Here is a 21,777-nt window from a genome sequence, read left to right as displayed (position 1 = left end):
GGATGCCGACTCTCCCCACGCACCTCGCAGCACCCACTCAGTCGGCCTCCCCACGGCCCCACTGGCTATGTCCATGAGAACGGGTTCTGGCTCAACTTCTGTGATGCGGGCACGCTGAGCTATGGGTTGGGAAGACACTTCGGACCGGCTGGAGGTCGTGTGGGGGTGGGGGCGATGTCGTCACAGGGCCTGGATACCGTTCTGCCATGACAGACGAGGACCCGATCGCCGATCACGTCGCCGCCTGCCCCGTCACCTCCCTCTTGGTGGAACAGATCGTCGGCCTGGCGGAACTGCCATGGGACGACCGAACGGTCCCCGAGGCGGCACTGCAGCGTCTGGGCTGGCGCGAAGGCGACGACTTGCCGTTGGAAGACACTCTTGTCACCGCCGAAGGTCATCTCGCCTACCTCGGGGACCACCTCGCCCTGTCTTTCGCCCACTTCTACTGGGTTGGCGGCGAGGACTGGGCTGAGGACTTCTGGGGCACGTTGCCCGGCTGGTCCAGCCACGAGAACGCCGGACGCGACGTGTTCGACGCGCAGATCGACGCCGCTATCACCGGATTCACTCAGCGACTCGGTCCCCCGGAGCGCGACCTCAGGTCCGAAGGCGGCACCCTGGCCATGGGCCCCGGCGACTGGCGGCACGCCGCCTGGCGCCGCGGGAGCAACCTTCTCGTCATCGGCCCACGCCACGAAGGGCTCTCCCACTTCCAGTTCGAGGAGGCCGTGGTCTACATCGGATCTGTCGAGACGACCGATCCGCTGCCTGCCCTCCACGACTTCATCGCCTGACCAACCGGCGACACCTCCCCTCGGCCCGAACCTCATCCGGAGGGCGGGTGCGCGGCATCGGCCTTCACGCCAAGGCTCGCACGGCTCACTTTCAGGAAAATCCCAGGAGGTTGACCTGAGCGTCAGCCGTCACCCCGCGTGCCGCCTTCACGGAAATCGAGCCAGAACCGCAGTACTGACGTCGCTCGTCGATGAGTTGGGGAGGCACCCCGTTCCATGGACAGGTGGTGTGGATGAGTTTGGGAGGCACCGGGTCTCTTGCCAGAGCAGCATCGTGGTGCTCCCGCCAGGCACATCCGGTCCAGGCCGCGCCCGGCCGCCGCAGGGTGTCATCGGGCCTCAAGAGTCGAGTACGGCGGCGACGGCCTCGATCTCGACGAGCTGGTCCTTATAGCCGAGCACAGTGACGCCCATCAAGGTGCTGGGAACGTCATGGTCAGCGAACGAGTCCCGCACCACCTGCCAGGCAGCCACCAAATCCTCCCGCCGGGCCGATGCGACGAGAATCCTTGTACTGATGACGTCCTGGAGTGACGCGCCGGCGGCCGTGAGAGCGGCCTGCATGTTCTCGACAGCTTTCAGCGCCTGACCCGCGTAGTCCCCGATCGCTGCCGTCGAGCCGTCGTCGTTCAGGGGACACGCACCGGCGAGGAAGATCAGTCGGGAGTCGGCGGGCGCCGTGGCCGCGTAGGCGTACTCGGCGACGTCGGAGAGGGATGCGGAGCGGATCAGAGTGATGGCACGAGTCATGATCGTCGGGTCCTTTCCCATCGAGTGTTGAGCGCGGACATCCTGCCAAGGACCCGTTGGCATCCGCCTTCTCTTTTCTCACCGCTCCCACGGAAACGCCGTCATTTCCGGTCGATACGCGTGGATCGGGTAATCACCAACTGACTCCGGAGCCCGTGGAGAAACGCTGTTCCTAGAGATCAACGAAGCCGGCCACGTTCTCCTCAAGGCCCTGCCACGGTCACCTGGCCACAGCGAAGAGGCTGATGAAGAAGGGGACCAGGCACAACAGCAGGAGCGCACCCGCTACGGCCGCCACGATGAGGACGGCCTTCATCGCCTTCTCCGCGGCCCGATGGTCGCGTGCAGGGCGAACAGGGATTTGGGAACAACCCTCGTGATCAGTCACGGAGCCATCCTGCTGATCACGGCGGGGGCTGGCTATCCGTAGAAGTACTCACGTGCGACCGTCCCTAGCTGGGGAACGGCGCTCATCACCACCCACAGCGGAGACTGGCGTCATCCGAGCTGCCGCACGGATGCCTGCACCACGTCGCGATATGCCCACCATGCCCATAACGTCGACAGCACAACCCGTCTCCGGTAGGTGGGAAGAGGCCGGGGCGCACTGTCCTTCGCACGTCGGTGCACTCCGGCCGCCACCCCTTCCCGGGGCCTGCTTTGCGCTACACCCGTTCGAATTCCGCGTCGGTGTCCTCGCAGCCGGTGGCGAGCTCGCGCAGGGCGTCACGCTCGTGCCGGTCGCCGGTCGCCGGTCGCCGGTCAGCGACCAGCGGAGCTTGATGCCGACCCAGTCGGCGAGATACGTGCACTGGGCATCAGCGGCCGGAGGAAGCCCCTGTGCCGGATCCCGATCAGCCTTCTGCCGGTTGCTACGGGTGGTGACGCCGACCAGGGAGCGCTCGGCGTCGAGGTCGTTGGCGTAGGCGCAGCGCGACGATGACACCGGCACGCCGGCCATCGTGGTGAATCCGTATGGCGGTCACTCGGGGGAGTGGGTAGTCATACCGGCTCGATAAACTCGCGCTGGTGTCCTTGCTCGGCCCGCTGAAGACAGCGGGTCGGTGAAACGGCATCAGCACGTGGCCGATCGCCTGGGTCAGGAAGCCAGGGCGCGGCTCGGGAAAGTTGCGGGTTCAGTCCGCCGGCAGGAGGCCTGGTGAGTCGTGATGAGGCGCTCAAGGAGCTGAGCCGCATCGCGCACGAGGGAGCGTTCGGCGGGTATTTCGCGTCTGGCACTCTCATTCAGATTGGTCTGGACGCGTTGCTTGCCGGGGTCGAGAGCGAGTCCCTTGCGATGCTGGCCGGCCTCGGGCGCAACGAAGAGCTCGAAGCGCCGGACTTGTTTGAGCGGGTGCTGAACGAGCTGGGCCTTGAGGTCGAAGCGCCTGCCGATGCCCGGGCTACGAGGTGGGCGCTGGCCTACTGGCTTGCCGGTCAGATGGTGGAAGGCTCCCTCGACCCCGCGGTCGGCGCCTTCCGGATCTGGCGTGACGTCGCCGTGGACTTCGATTACCCCGACGCGCTGCAGCCGCTCATCGTGTGCGCGCATGCCCTCGACGATTGGGACGAGAACTGGGACGTATCCGTCGAAAAGCTCAAGAACGATGCGGTCGAGGCAGCTGCGCACTTCCTGAGCCGGCAACCACCAGTCGAGCACGACTGACCCCGACGACGTCCTCCCATTGACGTGCATCGGTGCACGTGGGTAGGCCCATGGAGCTGACGTCGCCTCACCTCGCCTGACCTGGGGGCCTTATGTATTCCGTGCGCCAGGTCGCCGCCGCCGCTCTGATCTGTCCGCTGCTGATGGTCCGTGACCGCGTGCGCTCCCGACGCCTCACCCCAGGACCCGAAGTCGCCGTCGTCGACACCGAGTGCTGGCTCGTCCGATGGCAAGCAGGGTGGCTTGTCTCTGGCCGCGGCGATAGGCCGGCTGAAGGCGGCTCGCGAATCGCGTGCCGGATACCAGCGGGACAAGTTCCACCTGTGGATCGACGCCGAACCATGACGGCTGCGACGCCGTCTCGAAGCATTCCCAGCCAACAAGACTCACTCCCTCCTATGTGGGTGGTGAGGCGGTCGTTGGGCTGCTCATGGGGCGGGGTACGTGGAGTTGGATTGTTTCGGACGGGCTGTGGGAGGTCGCGAAGCGGGAATGGGAGTCGTTTGTCGACGACTTCGGGAGCCGCCTCGCGCGGCGTAGGCATGATCAATGTCCATGAGTTTGGGCGTCACTTGCGGACCAGTGGGCGTTGTCCGTGGTAGCGCCCAGCTGCCTCGCACGGGCCCGCTGCCTGACCTTGGTCTGAACCCGGTCTTGGCGGGGTCAGCGGGCGAGGGAGACGGCGAAGGGCTCAAAGCCGTGTCGGCGCAGGATGTGGGGCACGACCAGGATCATGGCCTCGGTGGCACGGGCTGTGGTGATGTCGCCGAGGTCCTCGATCCATGCGGGCTTCCAGCCCAGGTCGCCGAGCAGGCCGGTGACGGTCGTCTTCGCGTGTTCGCTGTTGCCCGAGACATAGACGGTCGGTGGGGTGGCCAGGGTCTCGGGAGCGGTCATGACCATGAACAGCATGGTGTTGAGGGTCTTGACCACATGGGTGTCGGGGAGGGCGGCCTGGAGCTTCTCGGCGAGGCTGCTGCCGGGATAGCACAGGTCTCCGGGCAGGCCGTCGTCGGCGTCGCGGGTGGCGTTGGAGACGTCGATGAGGATCTTGCCGGCGAGTTCGGTTCGCAGGCCGGCCAGGCGGTCAAGGGCGCTGTCGCCGGGCGTCGCGTTGATCACGATGTCCGCGGTGCGGGCGGTGGTGCGCTGGTCGGCGAAGGAGACGCGGGAGCCTGCGCCTTGGGCAGCCGCTGCGGTCTCTTCCGTCGGGCTCCGGCGGCCGAGGATGACGTGGTGTCCGGCCTGGGAGAGCTTGCTGGCGAGGTTGGCGCCGACGCGGCCGGCGCCCAGGATGCCGATGCTGGTCATGAGGTGATTCTCCTTGCGCTGTCGGGAAGAGGGAGGTGTCCGGTCAGGCGATCGGCGACAGGACCTTGAGGGCGGCGGCGTGGATGCCGGGGGCGGCGGCCAGGAAGTCGCTGCTGCCCGTGTTCCAGGGTTCGCCCGCCAGGTCTGTGACGGTGCCTCCGGCCTCGGAGACCAGCAGGGCGCCGGCGACCAGGCCGGAGCGGACGTCGGAGAACTGCCAGAACGCGTCCATGCGTCCGGCGGCGACGTGGATGAGCTGCATCGTGGCGGGGACAGACACACGCACGACCAGGCCGTTGATGAGCATGGCGGTAACGGAGTCACCGATCCGCCGGAAGGTGCGCTTGTCCTCGCCGGGCTTGGCCTGGCCGGTGCCGATGAGCGCGGCGCCCATATCGGTCTTGGTGGACACCTTCAGGGGGCGGTCGTTGAGGCGGGCACCTCCGCCGGCGACGGCGGTGTAGGTGTCGTCGGTGAGCGGAAGGTGGACGACGGTGAGTGCCGGCTGGTTGTCGCGGACCAGGGTGGCGGTCACGGCCCAGTCCTCCATGCCGTGGACGTGGTTGATGTTGCCCTCGGCGGGGTCGACGACCCACCACTCCCCGGGCGGGAGCGCGCCGCCGGCCAGCTCGTCCTCGGCCCACTGCGATCCTCGCCGGGCCCGCAGCAGCGGTTCCCGCAGCACGTCCAGTACCGCGTCGTCGTTGGCGTGGATCTCTTCGACGACCTCGTCGAGGCTCACTCCTCGGGCGTGCGTGGTGTAGCGGTCGCGCAGCGTGAGGCCGGCGGCCTTCACCGCAGCGGTCACGTCGGACAGGAGCGTCGTGTGGGCGTCGAAATGCATGACTGTGCTCATGGCGGGCTTCCCTGGGTTCGGTCCTTGCGGGCGGCTTGTGCCGCACCCGCCCTTCGAAGTTAGGCCCCTTGATGGTTAACAACAAGTGCATGCTTTTCACTCGTAGAGTTACTCTCATGCAACTGGATTTGAACCTGCTCACCGCCCTGGACGCCCTGCTGGAAGAGGGCAGTGTCGCCGGCGCGGCAGCACGCCTCCACGTCACCGCACCGGCGATGAGCCGCTCCCTGGGCCGCATCCGCAAGGCCACCGGTGACCAGATCCTGGTCCGCACCGGCCGCAGCATGGTCCCCACCACCCGCGCGCTGGCCATGCGCGCCCAGGTCCACGCTCTCGTGCAGCAGGCCCACCAACTTCTGTCCGCACAGCAGGAACTCGACCTGGCGGCTCTGGAGCGGGTCTTCACCGTGCGCTGGCACGATGTCCTGACAGCTGCTTGCGGCACCGCCCTGATCACCGCCGTCCACCGCCAGGCCCCAGGCGTCCAGCTGCGCCTGCCTGCCGAACCCGGCACGGACACCCCCGAGCTGCGCCGAGGCGAGGTCGACCTCGAATCAAGCTCCAGTCGGCCGACGCTCCCCGACATCCGCCACCGCCTCGTCGGCAGGGATCGGTTGGTCGTCGCCGTACGCCCAGGCCACCCGCTCACCGAAGGCCCGCTGAGCCTCGAACGCTACGCGGCCGCCGAACACCTCACCGTCTCGCGGCGCGGGCGCCTGCACGACCAGATCGATGACGCTCTGACCACGCGCGGCAACGAACGACGCGTCGTGGCCGCCGGGCCCACCGCCGCCTTCGCTCTGCAACTCGCGCTCGGCACCAACCTGGTCGTCACCCTGCCAGACGCGGCCACCCGCGCAGCCCGGGACCAACTCGGCCTGGTCACGCTGCCGCTGCCGCTCCAGTTGCCCGACATCCCCTTGTACCTGCTGTGGCACCAGCGCTACGACGACGACCGCGCCCACACCTGGCTGCGCGAAACGGCCGCCGAAACCGTCCAGGCACTATTCGCCCCACCGACCGCCTCTCACCAGCCCCTCACCAACCGGACCGGGGGGTGACGGATACGCCCGGGGAAAGGCCCGCGGCAGCTGACTCCCGTACTCGTGAACACCGCCTATTCGCCTCAGCGTGCGACGCCCAATGCCATGTCAAGACGCCCAATGCCATGTCAAAACGACGTCGCTACTCGCGTATGTCGCTGCTCGCGTATAAAGCCACCCGTCGTGCAAGCAGCGAGAGCAGGCCCCACAGGAAACCTCCACAGGCTCCTGACCGGGGTCGTGATCCTCGGCGGAGGATTCACTCGGCAGGAGTCGGCGGTGGCAACACCCGGACGCTTCAGCCCGCACACCGGGCCGCCTCCCGTCTCGACTACTCCTCTACTCCTCGGTGCCGTCGTCGGTGCCCGGGGCGATGGCGTTCGCCCACGCCTGCGCGGCGGCGAGGCGGCCCGTAGGTCCGAAGCTCTGGTCACTCACCTACGGGACCGGTAGCCCCCGGCCGGCACATCGGATTCGGGTCGACGTCACAGGCCGGCAGCCTCGCCCGGCGACTTCGCGCAGATCACCTCTGTTGGGGCGTGTAGCCAAAGGTGCTGGCCGTGCGACGTGACCGTCAGGCCGAAGGCTGGGGTGTCCGGACGGCCGCGGGCGCCATACTCCGCCTCGACCTCTTCGGCCTCCGCCCACAGGTCCCGCGGCCCGTACACCGTCACCGTCCCGCCACCGGCCACAGCCGCCGAGTCGTCCTCGGCCTGTAGCCACACGGTCCGGACGTCCTGGTGGAAGCCGTGAGTCATCCGCACGCCCGGTAGACGGGCGCTGCCGTACAGGGCGAAGCCCAACGGATAGAGCCGCTCCGGATCCAGGTTGGTCTGCCGGTGCCGCGCCGTGGTGGTGTCCGGTGGCCCCAGCTTCTCCAGGCGGTGGGAGCGCATGGGCATGTACGAGGCGCCGTGGAAGAACGGGCCGGAGAGGTCCCCGTTGGCCTGGCGCGCCAGGCGGACCGTGGCGCCGCCGTAGAAGGCGTCGGTCATCGGGGCCACCAGGACACCGTCCGGTGCGAGCTGATCGGCCAGAGACAGCGGTACCTCGCGCAGCGCGCAGGTGGACAGGATCCGGTCGTACGGGGCGTGGTCGGCGAGGCCCATCTCGCCGTCCGTGACCCGCAGGGTGGGGTACAACCCCTCGCCTGCGAGATTGGCCCGCGCCTGGGCGCCGAGCACGCCGTCGATCTCAACGCTGTAGACGTTCTCCTCGCCCACCCGTCGGCACAACAGGGCCGCGACGTAACCCGTGGCCGTGCCGATCTCCAGCACGCGGTGGCCTGGCCTGACGTCCAGGGCGCAGAGCTGTCGGGCAACCATCGAGGGCATGCTGTTGGAGGAGGTGGCGATGCCGGGTCCGCCCGGCTCCCCGTTGTCCAGCTGCGTGACCACGGGCTCATCGCTGTAAATCAGGTCCTCCCGCTCCCGGCCCGTCACCAGCTCGCAGCCGCGCCGCAGTTGCTTCCAGGCTGGGTCCGGGATGAAGCGGTGGCGCGGGGTGCACTCCCAGACCTCGCGCCACTGCGGGGAGAGCAGGCCGCTCTCGGCCAAACCCCTGGCGAGCGCAGCCTGTCCCAGGTGGGCTGGTGAAGGGTGTGTGGTCACGGCGCCACTTCCTGGGGGCGGCTTCCGTCGGGGCTGGGTTCCTCGTCCGGCACCGGCCAGGGCTGGTCATCCGGCGGACCACCGTGCCTACCGCCGTCGTTGTGGATCACGGCCATGCGGGGAGTGAGCACGACGTCCTCCTTTGCGGATCGGAAATGTCGCGCTGGTGACGGTAGGACAGCCGGCGGCGGGCGGGAAGGGCGTACGGAAGCTGGCCAACCTCACTGTGACGGCCGTCGCTACTTGGCGGAAGGGGCACACAGGAACGCGCAGGTACTGGAGGTGGCGGCCAGTCATGGCCGGCGAGTCTGGCCGACGACAGTTGGCGACTGGGCGACTGGGCGACCGGATCGATAACGCAGGGTGGTTGTGCCGGCGCCGACCGCCCGGTGCGGGAGAAGACGGCTGAGGGCAACGCCGGGGCGCTGGTCGGCCTGCACGTCGCCGACTCATCGATGGCGAGCTGAGAGCGAGCGCGATCCGGGTGTAGACGTTCAGGGCCTGCGGGTTCAGCGTGTCGATCCGCTGGGCGGGCGTCGTGCGTGCCTCAGCAAGGGGCGGCGCGTCGGGAACGTCGTCTCCACCCGGGCCCGGTTCGGGTTCACCGCTGCGCCGGGCAGCACCGACGACGCGAGGGTCCGCGACATCACGCAGGCCCTGCCGCCCGCCTACGTCGACCGTCTGTTCACCGCCCGCGAGCAGGGCGCCCGCGAGCAGGGCGCCAACGAGCAGCAGCTCCAGGGCATCGCCGCCGAGGGCCTCGCGCAGATGTACTTCCGCGCCGACAACACCCGCGCGGACGGTCTCGGCGTCGACGTCACCGACGTGGAGCGGTTCGACATCGAGCTGTACACCCGGCTGTGGTCCGTCATGCCAGGAAGTCCACGCTTGGAGCGTCGCCGGCCGCGCGCGCCGCCTGGTATATGGGCCAGGCCAGTGCCAGGTCCTGCCAGGGCAGGCCGACCGGGGTGTATGCGGTGAGCTGGGTGTCGTCCTCACGGCCTGGGCGTTCGCCCCGCAGTACCTCGCCGAAGGTCGCGTCGGCGACTGGCCCGTGGCCCTGCAAGGTGCCTACGGCCTGTGCCAGTTCGAGGTCGTCGACCACCGTACGGGCCTCCCTCAGCAAGTCGTCAGCCAGCTCGGCCTTACCCGGCTCGTCCACGCCCAGGCTCGTGATGTGGGTGCCCGGGCGCAGATCGGACAGGTCGAGCAGGGGCGTTCGGGACCAGGTCGCCAGGACCACGATCCCGCCACCGGCGGCGGCCGACGGGGGATCGGCGGCCACATCCACGGCAATCCCCAGCAGCCGTCCCTGCTCCGAAGCGAAGGCCGCTGCCCGCTCCGGATCGATGTCATGGACCGTCAGCCGTCTCACCGCACGGAGCCGGCCGAGCCCCCGCAGCACCATCCGCGCCTGTGCCCCCGCGCCGATGATGCTCACCCTGTCGGCGCCTGCGGGGGCCAGGACATGGGTGGCGAGCGCTGCGGCCAGGCCCGTTCGCCAGGCGGTCACGGTGGCCGAGTCCAGTACGGCCAGCAGCGCGCCGTCCGCCAGATCGTGCAGGCAGACCACCCCGCGCAGGGCGGGTGTGGCGCCGGGGAACTTGGCGTTGACCTTCACCGTGTAGGCCGGGATGTCGTCGATCAGGCCGGGGAGCAGCGCCGTCGCGGAACCGGGACCGGGCAGTGCGGTGTGGGTGCGCAGCGGGCGGGGGCCGGCGGGAGCGGCGGTGAAACCTGTACGCAGGGCGGCCAGGGCGGTGTCGAGGCCGAGGTACCGGGTGATCTGACTAGCGGTCAGCAGCAAGGTCATCGGGGCAGTCTCGCCGCCTGCCATGGCCGTGGCCAACCGGTCACCGTCGGGCGAACGATTCAAGCCCTGGCCGCGGTCGGAGGGCGTCGAGCGCGCCGCGCTGCAGGTGCCGGGCTGACGGAAAAGCTATTGAACCCGCCGGTAGGAGAGTGGGCGTTATGCCACAGTGAGAAACGTTTGCTTCACCCGTAGCCGCAGTTAATGCCCACCGGACAACGAGCGTCGGGCGAACGGTTTCAGCCGGGCCGGAATGGATCCCCTCGGTAATTTCACTCCAGGCTGAAATCTACGCCGCAGGAGGCGTGCCAACAGAAGCCGCGCGGGTCGACGACCTGCGGTTAAACCGCCAGGATGTCGATCTCCGTGTGACATAGGCCACCGTGATCTCTCTTGCTGGCGTCAAGGGTATTGCGGCAGCATTTCGGCGATCCGAGGTTCGGGGTTCTCGTCAACCCACACTCGGTAATTCGAGTAATTCGAAATCAAAGGGGGGTGAATCGCATGATGAAGATCTCCGTCAAGAAGGTCGAGGCTCCTGCCGGGGGCTCGAAGATCGCTTCGATCACCACCTGCGGCTGACGCAGCTACGCCGGGGGTGCTGCGTGAACCGGCGCGGCACCCCCGGTTTCCATAGGGCGCGATAGCACCGAGAAACGGCTTCTGAAAGGCTCGGGAGACTCCTCATGACAGCCCCCACCACCGCCCCGGCGGACCTCGCAAATGCCCAGGCCCGTATCGAGCATCCGCGCCTGCGGCACTGTACGTTCAAGTGGACCTCGGATGAATCGCCGATGCTGATGATCGTCGGCAAGGAGTACTTCGAAATCACCGAGGAATTCGGGACCCGAGAGCAGTTCCTCACCATCAAGCGGTACTTCGACGGCCGCCACTCGATCGCCGAGATCGCCGAACGCGCCAAGGTCGACGAGGACTCGGTACGGCAGATCGCCCAGACCTTCGACGAGCTGGGACTGCTGCACCGACCGCAGCCGCTTGCCATTGTGCCTGGTAAGGATTTTGTCGAGCAGATCGAGAAGAGTTGCGACATGTGGGGCCGGCAGATCGGCTTCCACAACCTCTTCGCAGGACTGGAGAGCGGAGAGCTGCGCGGCGAGGTCTTTATGGGAATGATCATGGAGACCTACCACTATGTGAAATCCGCACCCAAGCACATCGCCACGGCCATCGCGCACTGCGACGACGAGCGACTGACCCCGATTCTGGCCAAGTACTTCACCGAAGAGTACAACCACGCGGGAATGATGCTGCAGTCGCTGAAGAAGATGGGCGTACCAAAGGAGCACATCAAGTCCGCCCACCCGGTCATCGGTACGTGGTCGCTCATCAACAACCTCTGCGAAATCGCCCGCCAGGACACACTCTCGTACATCGCCTGCACCACGCTCTTTGAAGCGCGTGCCGACGACTTCGAAGAGGGCGCAGAAAGCCTGCGCCGGGCAGCCCGCATCGCTGGATATCCGGAAGCCTGCGCGGAGCCGCTGATCACGCATATGCAGATCGACGTCGAGGCCGGCCATGTCGGTTTGCTGGACGAGGCGGTGGAGGTGCTGGGCGATGTTCCGGCGGCGAACGCGCACAAGGCCGTGAACAATCTGCACGACATCAAGCATTCCTACGACCAGTTCCACGACGGAATCGTCCAGTACTACTCGGACATCGCCAACTACATTCCGCGCATCAAGGTGGACTACTTCAGTCTCTGAGCGCAGGGGCGTACCGAGAACGCGAGACAACGCACATCGAGAACGCACACACGGGGGCGGACGAATTGGCTACACCGCTGGGGCGGGACACCTCATTCGTCCGCTTCTGGACCGCCCAGACCAGCAGCCAGCTCGGCGACGAGGTCTACACCGTCGCCCTCCCCCTGGTCGTCTACGCGGTGACCGGATCCGCCGGCGCGATGTCACTGGTGTTCGGCCTCTCCATGGCCCCGCACGTGGTCGCCGGACTCTTCGGCGGTGCCTTCACCGACCGGCGCGGCCCGTACGGCCTGCTGGTCACCACCTCCCTCCTGGCCGGCAGCCTGATGGCCATACTGGCGGTGCTGGTGACGATCGGGGCGGCAAGCCTCCCGGTCATCGCCGTGATCACGGTCGTGATGGCCTGCTCGGCCTCCACCCTGCTCTCCGCCTACGAGGCCGCCATCCCGAGGCTGATGCCCGCCCAGCAGCTACTGGAGGCCAACTCCCGCCTGGAGGCCACCCGTACACTCTGCGCGGTGCTCGGCCCGTCGCTGGCCGGCTTCCTGACCGGATTCGGGGACGGCGGCCCGGCCATCGCTGTCAACGCGGCCAGCTTCTTCGTCGCGACAATGCTGATCCTCCCGCTGCGCAGCCTGAAGAAGGCTCCGACCGGTACGCCCGTCACCGTCCGAGAGCTGTGGGCCGATGTCAGGGACGGACTCGGCCAGGCCTGGCGCCGTCGCCCCATCCGGATCGGCATCCTGCTCAGCTCCGGATCCAACCTCTGTACCGGCTCCCTGGACATCTACGCCATCTACTCACTCCGCCACAACCTGCACGCCTCGGCTGTCACCGTAGGCCTGATCTTCACCGGTTCCAGCCTCTTCGCGTTGGCCGCCGCCTCCCTGCTGCCCCGATTGGGCAGACGCGCCGGCTACTCCCTCGGCATGGGCCTCGGCCTGGCCGGCCTGGCCAGCGCCTGCGCGCTGATGGCCAACCCCGCCCATATCGCCATCGTCGCCGCCGCCCTCCTCGCCAACACCAGTGGTGCGGTCGTCTTCAACGTCCAATGGCGCGCAATGCGCCAGCACGTCGCGGGACCGGAGCTGATCGGCCGGATCTCCGGCATCTGCCGGGGCATCGCCTACGCCGCCGTCGCCCTCGGCGCCTGGACGGGTGGCCTGCTGACCACCCTCTCCGGGGACGGCAGCCGGCTCTACCTCCTGACCGGTACTGCGATGGTCGCTTCCCTCGCCGTCGTCGCGCTCAGTGTGCTGCGGCGCAGCCTGCGGTCCGTACCGGCGGCGTACACGTCCTAACCAAAGCACCAGCGGGAGGGGCGCGAGGCACCATGGTCCACGGCAGCGACTGAGACCGTCTCGGTCGCTGCTTGAGTCGCTTGAGAACGCTGCAGCTCAACAGGGGTCTGTACCCCCATCAGCGACTGAAGCGACTGAAGGTTGGCATCTATGAAACGCACGCGCGCTCGGGAACCGTCCTCGCCTGGTACAGCCAGCAGCTCCTGCTCGTACGGCGCTCCGGTGAGAGCAGCGCCCGGAGGAGCTGAAGACGTGCCGGCAGGAGTGTGTGGAGGACCAGCACCGGCTCAGGGAGGCCGGGCGCACGAGAAGCGCGTGGAACCAGATGGAAATTGCCAGACGGAGGGCAGATCCGCGCACCGCATCGGCGAAGCGACGTAGCGTGGCTGTCACCCCGGTGTGCGGGCCCCGCCTGAGAACGACCGGGCACTGCTCACTGGGCGGTCTCGGGCTCGTCGGCCACCGAAACCACGTGGCTGGTAGTACAGGCGGGGATTGGTGTCGCAAGCTGGTTGCGGTGTCTGCTCTCGTGACATCCGTACGGGAGAGGAGCCAGGGATGGATCCGATATCGACGGGCTTGCTGGAGGCGTTGGCCGGCGGTGTCGGCGGTGAGCTGGGTCGGCAGATGTGGGCAAGACTGGGTGTGCTGGTGCGTCGACCATTCCAGCGTGACAAGGACGGCGGGCAGCTCCCGGCAACGCCTCCGGGAGAGGCGGAGCTGGCACAGCTGGAAGAGAGGCCCACCGATCCGATGCGGGCCCAAGCACTGGGTGCTGCGCTCGCGATGCGGGCTGCGGCGGACGTGGACTTCGACGCACGGCTGCAACAGTGGCTCACGCAGGCGACAGCGGTGGTGCACAGCGTGGACGGAGCGACCCGCAACGAGATCAGCGGAGGGACCTTCCACGGTCCGGTTCTACAAGGCCGTGACTTTTCCGAGGCGTCGTTCACCACTCGCACTCAGCCCGCGCCCCCGCCAGCTGCTCCGGGAGGCGCCGGCTCCGGTCAGGGGGACTGAGCAGAATGGCAGCGGTCGGAGGCCAAGGCCCTGCGTCGCCGAAAGATCCGGTGGCAGGGGTAGAGAACCGGATCAGCGGTGGGGTCTTCCTGGGGACGGTGATCCAGGGGCACACCGTGAACGTGAACCTGCCCCAGACGATCACCCCGGCGCTGGGCGGCCTGCCCCCGGTCTCGGCTGTCTTCACCGGCCGAGACCGGGAGATCGGTGAATTGCTCCAGGTTCTCGAACCTGGAGCAGCGCAGACGGCGTCGGCCGCGCTGGTGGCCGGTCTGGCGGGGATCGGTAAGACGGAGCTGGTCGTGCAGACCGCCAGGCGCGCACTGCAGAAACAGGGCTCGTTCCCCGGCGGCGTCCTGTTCGTGGACATGTTCGGCTACGACCCCGAGCGTCGACTGCCGCCCGAACAGGCTCTGGACGGCTTCCTACGCGCCTTGGGCATGCCACCCCAGGACATACCGCCGGGCCTGCAAGACCGTTCACGTCTCTATCGCAGTGCCCTGGCTGCTCTCGCGGGCGCGGGAAGCCGGATCCTGGTCGTGCTCGACAACGTCTCCACTGCCGACCAGGCGCGCCCGCTCCTTCCCACCGACGGCCTCACCGCCGCCCTCCTCACCTCTCGAGACACGCTGGATCTCGGCGCCCGCCTGTTCGAGCTGGATGTCGTCGACGAAACATCTGCGATCGACATGCTTGATCGGGCCGTGCGCGAAGCACGCGGTCCCGGTGATACCCGCGTTCAGGACTCGCCGGACGACGCTGCCGCCATCGCCCGGTCATGTGGAGACCTGCCCCTGGCGCTGCGCATCGCCGCCGCCCTCCTGGCCGACAGTCCTGCCCGCCCGTTGTCATCCCTCGCGCAGGCCCTGGCAGCCCAGCATCTGCGCCTGAACAGGCTGCGCAGGCAGGAGCGGGCCGTGCGCAGCGCGTTCGACCTGTCCTACGCGCGCCTCGATCCCCTCCACGCGCGATTGTTCCGGCTGTTGTCGCTCAACGCCGGCCCTGACATATCCACCGAAGCCGCGGCCTGGTTGGCCGCCAGTGACCGGCACGAGACCGAGGAACTGCTGCAGAACCTCGCCCGCACCCATCTCATCGAGCCCGGGCGTACCTGGGGCCGCTGGCGTCTGCACGATCTGGTGCGCCTGTATGCCGATGAAACAGGAAAGATCCATGCCAAAGCCGACGACCGCGAGGACGCCCGCCGGCGCCTCTACACCCACTACATCTTCAGTGCGTCAGCGGCCATGCATACAGAGGGGTACATGATCCGGGCAGGAGTGTTCTCCCCGCCCAGTCTCACCGACTCCCGGTTCAGCGGCCGCGGGGAGGCTTTCGCGTGGCTCGATGAAGAACGTCCGAACCTGATGGCCGCGGTCACCGCTCCGCAGGCAGAGGGCCGTCACGGCCGGAACGTGCTGCTCGCCTGGTTCGTTGGCCTGTACCTCAGCTCCAGGTGGCGCTTCGACGACTTGGTCGCTGTTACCGAAACCGTGCTGGCCGTATCGCACCTCCCGGACGGCTCGAACGGCCTTGTCGCAAAGGCTCTGGCAGCCCTCGGCCGCGAGCTTGAGCACCATGGCAGCCATGAACAGCCCGACCTGCTGGCTTGTGCTTTCGACGCCCAGACCAGGGCTCTGGCCATCTTTCGCGAGCGCCGCGCACGCAGATGGGAAGCCTGGGCACTGGTCAATTTCAGCCGCCTCCTCCATGCGGACAACCAACTCCGCAAGGCCGGCGAGGCACTGGCTCAGGCCGCAGCAATCTTCCACGAGGTGGGCGATCAAGACGGCGTGGGCGCTGCGGACTCGGTGAGGGACAGCCTGAAGCTCAGCGGCCAGGTCTGACCTGGCGCCTGGCGCCTGGCGCCTGGCGGCCTGCGTGGGACAGCGACGAGCACGGCGACCGGGCATTGCTGGGCTACGGCGCCAGCGGTCCAGCTGGGCACGCATCCGTTGCTTCTTCGACGAGTACTACTGGGACCCCGTCTAGGCGGGCACGGGCAGCGCGGCCGCGGGGGCGAGCGTGTCGAGTTGGTGCGGCTGCCGGGCGGGCATCAGCGCAGAGGTCTGCCTTCTCCATCAGCCGCTCCTCTCAATCGGCAGGTCGTGGTCGGTCTACTCCACCCATACGAGCGCCCAGCGCAGGATCAAGTCCACCTGCCCGTGAACCCCCAATGACCCCCCGAGCAGCGCCCTCACGTCCCGGCGGCGAGAGAGAGGCCCGCCACCTTGCGAGCCACCTCCGATGCTCATTCGTCCCAACTCAACCACTCATGGCCAGGTCAAAGACTCAGTCACACGACTGTGATTGAGCGCGACTGTGATTGAGCGCCACAGTTGGCGGCGTTCGCCAACTCGAATGCTCAAGACTGTCTTGGCTTGGTGCAGAGGAAACACCCCTCCCAGTGCGGGAGCGCGCTAAGGATCCGGTGTTGTGAGCATGAGGCCATCGCACGGTCGTCCGGGCCGGGGAAGCCGCCGACGCGATGAGTGTCGTCGGCCGGTACGAAGGACTCGACCATGGCTTGGAACTGGTTCAGGTAGTCACCGGCGAAGGCAGGGGCGTACCCAAGCTCGCTCCACCGGTGGCGAGTCGATGCGAGTGTCGTAGCGCGCAGCACGAAGTCCTTCGACCGGGCGCGGTCCCGCGAAGTTGAGCCCCACGCAATGTCCCGCAGGTCGAATCCGACAGCCCCTCGCCCCATCACGTTCTGGTCCTGCAGAGTCAGAAGAGCCGCGAAGCGGTAGTCCCACACGTCATCAGCAAGATCAGATACCGCCAACATCAGCACGTCGACGAACACCTCAGTGCCGCCGTTGGACAGGTACAGGCTCTGTTCCCCACCACCGAATACGTTCCCCACGGAGCCACGGTACGACGTCTCGGCGCAAGGACTTCGGCGGCTCCTGAACGTGACGGCGCCGTGCCCCGTGCGGCCGTCAAACCCGGTCCCTCTCCCGCTGAGCGGTGGGTGGCCGATCTCCGTGCATACATCGGACTGATGGTGGGATCAGGCGAGTTGGCGCGATTTCGTCGTCCCTCCGCAGCGCCGTCGGGCGGAGTGCAACGAGTGGCGCGGCCGGCTCATCTGGGGAGTCGGCGGGGCGCACCGGGCGCCCTCGCGACGGGTGGGTCTCGCCGTGTGGGGGAGATCTACGGGAGGGAAGTCCATGACCTGGACGAAGAAGACGGAGCCGACGGCGCGGGGCGGCCGTGTGGCCGTGATCGGTGCGCTGGCTCTGGCCTCGGTGACGCTGGCCGCCGTGCCGGCGTACGCCAAGGGTGGTGTGGACATCACGGCGCCGCGCACCGCGCATGTCGGCAAGACCTTCACGGTCACGGCGCAGGGGAACGACGACGCCGCCAGCTACCTGCGGATATGCCTGGAGGGCCGCAACGGTGGGCAGGCGTGGCAGCCGGTGACCTGCGGCGCTGTGGTCCCCACGGGCACCGACGCGCAGGCCGCCGCACACGTGAAGGCCGTGCACCGCGGCGTTCTGCAGTACCGCGCGGTCCTGTACGGCCTGACCAGCCCGAACGATGGCCATCCCGTACGCGAGAGGGCCTCCGACCTGGCGACGGTGGACGTCCGCTGAGCCCAACCGCGTGGCCGCGGACGGTCAGCACGAGGCCGCGGACCGTCGGCACGAGGTCGCGGACGTCCAGCACAACTACTGCCCGCGGTCGCGCGGTTCAGGACGGATATCTGATCCGGCTCGGGGGGGGGGAGGAGGACGTAGCCGGCGAAGAGCCCGTCATACTTCCGCGTTCATGTCGCAGCCGTCACGGCTGCACCGCCTCAGCGGTCCCGTCGAAAGCCAGGCCGAGCAGTGCGAGCTGCTGCGTCTCGTAACGGCCCTCGGCCGTGGCCTCCACGTCAAAGGAATGAGCGACCGTCGCTGGGTAGCCGATCAGCTCAAGCGCCCGACTGGGCAGCGGCTGTTGCGCCGCCTCCTTGGATTCCCACAGCAGGACGGCGCCCCACCTGTTGGCTTCGGAATCGGAGACCCACATCTTGAAGCGGAGCCCGGGCACTTCGGAGAACGCGGAAACGGACTCCTCGGTTGTTCCTTATGGGTCTGCTGTCGATACTCCTCAGATGACCAACAGCGAACGGTCCGCAGCCACTCAACAGCGTTGGGACGGTCCGTGGTACCGCGTCCGTACGGACCATTTCGAGGCATCCTTCCTGCCCGGCGAAGGCGAGGATCTGGAGGCCGTCTGCAACGTCGATGTCGAGGTCCGGTTGGCGAAGGACGGCTCACGCTGGAGCGCGACCGTGTTCACCGTCGCGGAGGTCGCGCGCCTGATGGAGAAGGGGGCTCGGACCGGTGAGGACCTGGACGGCCGCTACTTCTGGTGCTCCGACGGTCTGATCGTCCGCGACCCCGGCATCGAGAACATGGCCCAGGTGATCGCCGGCCTGCTCGACTCCGGCGAGTTCGAGCACGTCCTCCAGCGACTCGGCGACGAGTGACCACCCCGGTCGCATTCTGAAACGATCGGTTAGTGGTCGCGGTCCGCCCTCTATACGCTTATACGCTCTGCTGTGATCGCAAGGCAGCTCTCGGAGGTGGACGTTGACGGAGGCGAGGGTTCGCCACATCGGCCCACTCGAAGCCGTGGAGCACCTGTTTGCACGGTGGCTGCCGCAGTGGCGCCTGGCAGTCGTCGGCGGCGACGCTCCGCCGTCCTACGAGGAGGAGTGGACTGCCGCGGCCGCACCTTCCCTGGCCGAGGTGTCCGACTACGGGGCGTTCCCGCTGACGTTCGCCGGCCTCGACGGGCGGCGCCATCCGGTGGCTGTCGAGCGGTACGACATCGAGGACCCGGACGCGACATCCGACGGCCCGCTGCACGCCTCGTGGGGCCTGCCGGACGATGGTGCGGAGGAGGCGTTCACGTTCCTCGTCGAAGCACTGGAGTCGGGACCCGGCGGCCTGGACCGGCGGGGCCGGGCGCTCGCGGGATACCTGGCCGGTTACCTGGCGGCAGACGGTACGGACCTGCTGCGGATCACGGCGGCCGCCGAACCGGGCGGCCCCGCCCTGGACGATGAACTGCACATGATGGTGCGCTCCGACACCAAGACCACGCGTCTGGCACTGGCCCTGGCCCCGGACGCCGCCGATCGGGCCCTGGCCCCGGATGCCTCCGAACCGGCTCCCGGCCCGGTCGCCCCCGACTCCAGCGATGTGAGCGATGTGTCCGAGCACCGGATCGCCTGCACCACGACACTGCTCAGCGAATTCCTCCGGATCAACAACACCGACGCGGTGACCTTCGAGGTGACCTTCGGAACGTATGACATCGACCTGAACGTCGCCGACCCCGACGCCGCCTTCCGTGCGGGCTGGGCCGGCGACGAACACTGGCTGATCGCGGAGGAGGGCGATGACGAATCCGCCGGCGAAACCGGCGATGAATCCGCCGGCGAAACCGGCGACGAAATCGGCGGCGAAACTGACGACGAATCCGACGATGTCCTCCGGTCCTTGGACTCCGCCACCCTCAGAGCCGCGCTGATCGAGTCCGAGCGGAACATGGTCGCGGTGGCCCGGAGCCAGACCCTGGTCTGGGAGTTCGACTCCACGACACCCGAGATCCCCGGAGATGAGCTCGTCTCCTGGCTCGCCCGCGACCTTGTCGAAACGCTCGTCACCGAGACCACCGGGGCACCTGGAATCCCACCTGTCCTCGCCTACGCCAAGAACGTCCCCCTCGAATCGGTTCTGTACGGCGAGGGGGATGCCTGCCTCCTGCTGGTCGGGGCGGAACGCACCGCACTCGTCCACATCAGCGGCTAGCTCTCGTCCGGGCGGCCACTATGGCAACTGCGCCTCAGCCCTCCGCCCAGGCTTCTTCCTCCGCCCGTGCCGTGTCGTAGGCCCGGCGGGCAGTGGTGACCTGGGACAGGTGGGCGTCGGACCAGTTGGCGATGGCATCGAAGACGGGCACGAGGGTGCGGCCCAGCTCACTGATGGCGTACTCGACCCTCGGCGGGATCTCGGCATGGTAGGTGCGGGTGACCAGGCCGTCCCGTTCCAGCTGGCGCAGACGCTGGGTGAGCACCTTCGGTGTGATCGTCGGCAGGCGCCGCTGCAGTTCGTTGAAGCGCGAGCGGCCGTGGTGTTCGAGGGTCCACAGGATCGGGGTGGTCCAACGGCTGAGCACCAGCTCCACCACCGGACTGATCGGACACTCCTGCTGCGCCGGATCGACCACGGCACCTTTCCTTCCGTTCGCGTCAGCACCCCCGCACTTAGCGGCCAGGGGCACCTACGGGGTAGTTTCCCAGAGGAAACCACTATCCGGAGGATACTAGCGTGGTGGTGTCAGCGAGCGGGGCGGCACTCAGCCGGACCGCTCGGCGATCAGCCGGCCGCCCGTCCCACCGACGGGCCGCCCGCACCACCGAAAGAGGCACCACCATGACGTTCTCCGCGCTGCCCGAGCGTGCGGGAGACCCGCCCGAGACCGGGCCCGAGGTCCCGCACCTGCAGCTCACCCAGCTCAGCCCGCCGCAGATCAAGGAGGACTTGCGGCGGTGGATGGCCGGCGCGCTTCCCGACACCGTCTCGGGCCGCAGCGAGATCTCCGTGCCCAGCACCTGGGCGGTGTTCCTCGGCGATGCCGCCCCCGCCCGCGGCGCCCGGCTGTTCCTGCCGCGCGGGAACGCGGAGTTCGTGCACCTGCACGCCGACGGCAGCCTCCACCTGGCCCTGGACCCGGCCGACCACGCCGCGTTCCTGGCCTCCGGATGGGGCGAGAAGCACCCGCTCTACGACCGTGGCGCCAATGTCGTCATGTTCTACGCCCCGCGCGATGAGGCCGAACTGGAGGTGGCCAAGAAGGTCATCGCCGCTTCCCACCGTTACGCCACCGGCCACACACCGACCGCCGGGCCCGCCGCGGCTTGACCGCTCTCCCCGCCCCGCGCCGGGACGTCGGCGCAGGTGACCGGCACGCCGATGTACCCCTGCCGAGGGTCGCGTCGAAGCAGCCGCCAGGCCCCGTACGGCATCGACGCTGTCGCCTCCCCTCACCCTCACCCACACCGCATCAGCCCAGCCCAGCCTGCGGCTTTGCCCTGCCCATTTCCCGTCTCCACTCCCCGTTCTCCACTTCCCGTTCTCCACACCGACCAGCAAGGGTTCCTCCATGTCCTACCTGCTCCACGTCGACTCCTCCTCGCTCGGCGCCGATTCGGTGTCGTACCAGGTCGCCCGGTCCTTCCGGGGCACCTGGGACGCGCCGGTCGTCCACCGGGACCTGGCCGTCTCGCCCGTACCGCACCTGTCCGCGGCAGGTATAGCGGCCTGGAACACCGACCCCGCCCGGCACGCTCCGGAACAAGCAGCGGCTGTTGCCGTTCAGGACGAACTCATCGGGGAGTTCCTCGGGGCGAGCGCCTACGTGTTCACCGTGCCGATGTACAACCTCACGATGCCTTCGGTGTTCAAGGCGTGGCTGGACCAGGTCATCGTCAAGGGCCGCACCTTCGGCCTTCCCGACGGGCCGCCGGCGTCCGGCCGTCCGGCCCTGGTGGTCTCGGCACGCGGCGGCGGTTACGGCCCCGGTACCCCCAACCACGGCAAGGACTTCGTCGTACCCGCGCTGGAGACGATCGTGCGCGACATGCTCGGCCTCGAAGTCACCGCGCTCACGCCCGAGTTGACCATGGCACCCGTCGTCCCGGCGCTGACCCACCTGGTCCCGATCCACGAGGCGTCCCTGACCGACGCGCATCAGCAGGCCCGCCGGCAGGCCGAGAAGTTCCGCGATCGGATCGCTGCCTGACCCGTTCCGGGACCCGTTCGGGGACCCGTCTGCGGACCCGTTCGGGGACCCGTTTGCGGACCCGTTCGGGGACCTGTTCCGGG

General features: G+C 68.1%; 22 protein-coding genes. 13 read left to right on the top strand and 9 right to left on the bottom strand.

Annotated features, from left to right (window positions below; genetic code table 11):
* Positions 1-206 precede the first annotated feature (206 nt).
* A complete protein-coding gene (locus ACFWZH_RS24045) occupies positions 207-797 on the top strand; it encodes a hypothetical protein (RefSeq protein WP_384434757.1) in 591 nt (196 codons plus the stop codon).
* A 339-nt stretch (positions 798-1,136) separates the two neighbouring features.
* Here ACFWZH_RS24045 and ACFWZH_RS24040 read toward each other — a convergent pair whose 3' ends face one another.
* Positions 1,137-1,547, bottom strand: coding sequence for a RidA family protein (locus tag ACFWZH_RS24040; RefSeq protein WP_384434754.1), 411 nt, complete (start codon positions 1,545-1,547; stop codon positions 1,137-1,139).
* 1,159 nt (positions 1,548-2,706) lie between these two features.
* On the opposite strand from ACFWZH_RS24040, the gene ACFWZH_RS24035 reads away from it, so the two are divergent.
* On the top strand, positions 2,707-3,213 hold the full coding sequence (locus ACFWZH_RS24035; RefSeq protein WP_384434751.1) for a hypothetical protein: 507 nt from the start codon (positions 2,707-2,709) through the stop codon (positions 3,211-3,213).
* Between the two features lie 663 nt (positions 3,214-3,876).
* Here ACFWZH_RS24035 and ACFWZH_RS24030 read toward each other — a convergent pair.
* On the bottom strand, positions 3,877-4,524 hold the full coding sequence (locus ACFWZH_RS24030; RefSeq protein ID WP_384434748.1) for an NADPH-dependent F420 reductase: 648 nt from the start codon (positions 4,522-4,524) through the stop codon (positions 3,877-3,879).
* 43 nt (positions 4,525-4,567) lie between these two features.
* Positions 4,568-5,380, bottom strand: coding sequence for an inositol monophosphatase family protein (locus ACFWZH_RS24025; RefSeq protein WP_384434746.1), 813 nt, complete (start codon positions 5,378-5,380; stop codon positions 4,568-4,570).
* A 116-nt stretch (positions 5,381-5,496) separates the two neighbouring features.
* On the opposite strand from ACFWZH_RS24025, the gene ACFWZH_RS24020 reads away from it, so the two are divergent.
* Positions 5,497-6,441: a LysR family transcriptional regulator gene (locus ACFWZH_RS24020; protein WP_384434743.1), complete on the top strand. Its 945-nt coding sequence runs from the start codon at positions 5,497-5,499 to the stop codon at positions 6,439-6,441.
* 467 nt (positions 6,442-6,908) lie between these two features.
* On the opposite strand, the gene ACFWZH_RS24015 is transcribed toward ACFWZH_RS24020, so the two are convergent.
* Both ACFWZH_RS24015 and ACFWZH_RS24010 read right to left on the bottom strand, forming a co-directional pair.
* Entirely contained in the window at positions 6,909-8,033 is a 1,125-nt protein-coding gene (locus ACFWZH_RS24015; protein WP_384434740.1) for a methyltransferase, read from the bottom strand.
* Positions 8,030-8,164 (bottom strand): hypothetical protein, encoded by a 135-nt coding sequence (locus ACFWZH_RS24010; protein WP_384434737.1) that lies wholly within the window; start codon positions 8,162-8,164, stop codon positions 8,030-8,032. Before ACFWZH_RS24010 ends, ACFWZH_RS24015 begins: the two co-directional genes overlap by 4 nt.
* Positions 8,165-8,396: 232 nt before the next feature.
* On the opposite strand from ACFWZH_RS24010, the gene tpg reads away from it, so the two are divergent.
* A complete protein-coding gene (gene tpg / locus ACFWZH_RS24005) occupies positions 8,397-9,014 on the top strand; it encodes a telomere-protecting terminal protein Tpg (RefSeq protein ID WP_384434734.1) in 618 nt (205 codons plus the stop codon).
* Here tpg and ACFWZH_RS24000 read toward each other — a convergent pair.
* Positions 8,902-9,846, bottom strand: a complete 945-nt coding sequence (locus tag ACFWZH_RS24000; protein ID WP_384434731.1) for an ornithine cyclodeaminase family protein — start codon at positions 9,844-9,846, stop codon at positions 8,902-8,904. The two genes, tpg and ACFWZH_RS24000, sit on opposite strands and share 113 nt — an antisense overlap.
* Before the next feature lie 683 nt (positions 9,847-10,529).
* Here ACFWZH_RS24000 and ACFWZH_RS23995 point away from each other — a divergent pair.
* The 4 genes from ACFWZH_RS23995 to ACFWZH_RS23980 all read left to right on the top strand — a co-directional run bounded on the left by ACFWZH_RS23995 (position 10,530) and on the right by ACFWZH_RS23980 (position 15,738).
* A complete protein-coding gene (locus ACFWZH_RS23995) occupies positions 10,530-11,570 on the top strand; it encodes an iron-containing redox enzyme family protein (RefSeq protein ID WP_384434729.1) in 1,041 nt (346 codons plus the stop codon).
* Positions 11,571-11,635: 65 nt separating this feature from the next.
* Positions 11,636-12,871 (top strand): MFS transporter, encoded by a 1,236-nt coding sequence (locus tag ACFWZH_RS23990; RefSeq protein WP_384434726.1) that lies wholly within the window; start codon positions 11,636-11,638, stop codon positions 12,869-12,871.
* A gap of 558 nt (positions 12,872-13,429) precedes the next feature.
* Positions 13,430-13,891 (top strand): hypothetical protein, encoded by a 462-nt coding sequence (locus ACFWZH_RS23985; RefSeq protein ID WP_384434724.1) that lies wholly within the window; start codon positions 13,430-13,432, stop codon positions 13,889-13,891.
* Between the two features lie 116 nt (positions 13,892-14,007).
* Complete coding sequence (locus tag ACFWZH_RS23980) at positions 14,008-15,738, top strand: AAA family ATPase (protein ID WP_384434721.1); 1,731 nt, start codon at positions 14,008-14,010, stop codon at positions 15,736-15,738.
* A 518-nt stretch (positions 15,739-16,256) separates the two neighbouring features.
* Here ACFWZH_RS23980 and ACFWZH_RS23975 read toward each other — a convergent pair.
* Positions 16,257-16,757 (bottom strand): hypothetical protein, encoded by a 501-nt coding sequence (locus ACFWZH_RS23975; RefSeq protein ID WP_384434718.1) that lies wholly within the window; start codon positions 16,755-16,757, stop codon positions 16,257-16,259.
* Positions 16,758-17,064: 307 nt separating this feature from the next.
* Between ACFWZH_RS23975 and ACFWZH_RS23970 the strand changes: the two genes are divergently transcribed.
* Complete coding sequence (locus tag ACFWZH_RS23970) at positions 17,065-17,490, top strand: hypothetical protein (RefSeq protein WP_384434715.1); 426 nt, start codon at positions 17,065-17,067, stop codon at positions 17,488-17,490.
* Between the two features lie 187 nt (positions 17,491-17,677).
* Here ACFWZH_RS23970 and ACFWZH_RS23965 read toward each other — a convergent pair whose 3' ends face one another.
* Positions 17,678-17,929: a hypothetical protein gene (locus ACFWZH_RS23965; RefSeq protein WP_384434712.1), complete on the bottom strand. Its 252-nt coding sequence runs from the start codon at positions 17,927-17,929 to the stop codon at positions 17,678-17,680.
* 64 nt (positions 17,930-17,993) lie between these two features.
* On the opposite strand from ACFWZH_RS23965, the gene ACFWZH_RS23960 reads away from it, so the two are divergent.
* Both ACFWZH_RS23960 and ACFWZH_RS23955 read left to right on the top strand, forming a co-directional pair.
* A complete protein-coding gene (locus tag ACFWZH_RS23960) occupies positions 17,994-18,371 on the top strand; it encodes a hypothetical protein (RefSeq protein ID WP_384434709.1) in 378 nt (125 codons plus the stop codon).
* Between the two features lie 145 nt (positions 18,372-18,516).
* Positions 18,517-19,701: a hypothetical protein gene (locus tag ACFWZH_RS23955; protein WP_384434706.1), complete on the top strand. Its 1,185-nt coding sequence runs from the start codon at positions 18,517-18,519 to the stop codon at positions 19,699-19,701.
* A 34-nt stretch (positions 19,702-19,735) separates the two neighbouring features.
* Here the strand turns inward: ACFWZH_RS23955 and ACFWZH_RS23950 are convergent, their stop codons facing one another.
* Positions 19,736-20,119: a winged helix-turn-helix transcriptional regulator gene (locus ACFWZH_RS23950; protein WP_384434703.1), complete on the bottom strand. Its 384-nt coding sequence runs from the start codon at positions 20,117-20,119 to the stop codon at positions 19,736-19,738.
* Between the two features lie 206 nt (positions 20,120-20,325).
* On the opposite strand from ACFWZH_RS23950, the gene ACFWZH_RS23945 reads away from it, so the two are divergent.
* Together ACFWZH_RS23945 and ACFWZH_RS23940 are read left to right on the top strand one after the other, a co-directional pair.
* The gene (locus tag ACFWZH_RS23945; protein WP_384434700.1) at positions 20,326-20,814 is read left to right on the top strand and encodes a luciferase family protein; all 489 of its coding nucleotides are present in this window, start codon (positions 20,326-20,328) and stop codon (positions 20,812-20,814) included.
* Between the two features lie 241 nt (positions 20,815-21,055).
* Positions 21,056-21,694, top strand: a complete 639-nt coding sequence (locus ACFWZH_RS23940; protein WP_384434697.1) for an FMN-dependent NADH-azoreductase — start codon at positions 21,056-21,058, stop codon at positions 21,692-21,694.
* Positions 21,695-21,777: the final 83 nt, after the last annotated feature.

The organism is Streptomyces sp. NPDC059008 (genome assembly GCF_042749045.1).
GTDB lineage: Bacteria > Actinomycetota > Actinomycetes > Streptomycetales > Streptomycetaceae > Streptomyces.
This window is presented reverse-complemented; position numbering and strand designations above follow the sequence as displayed.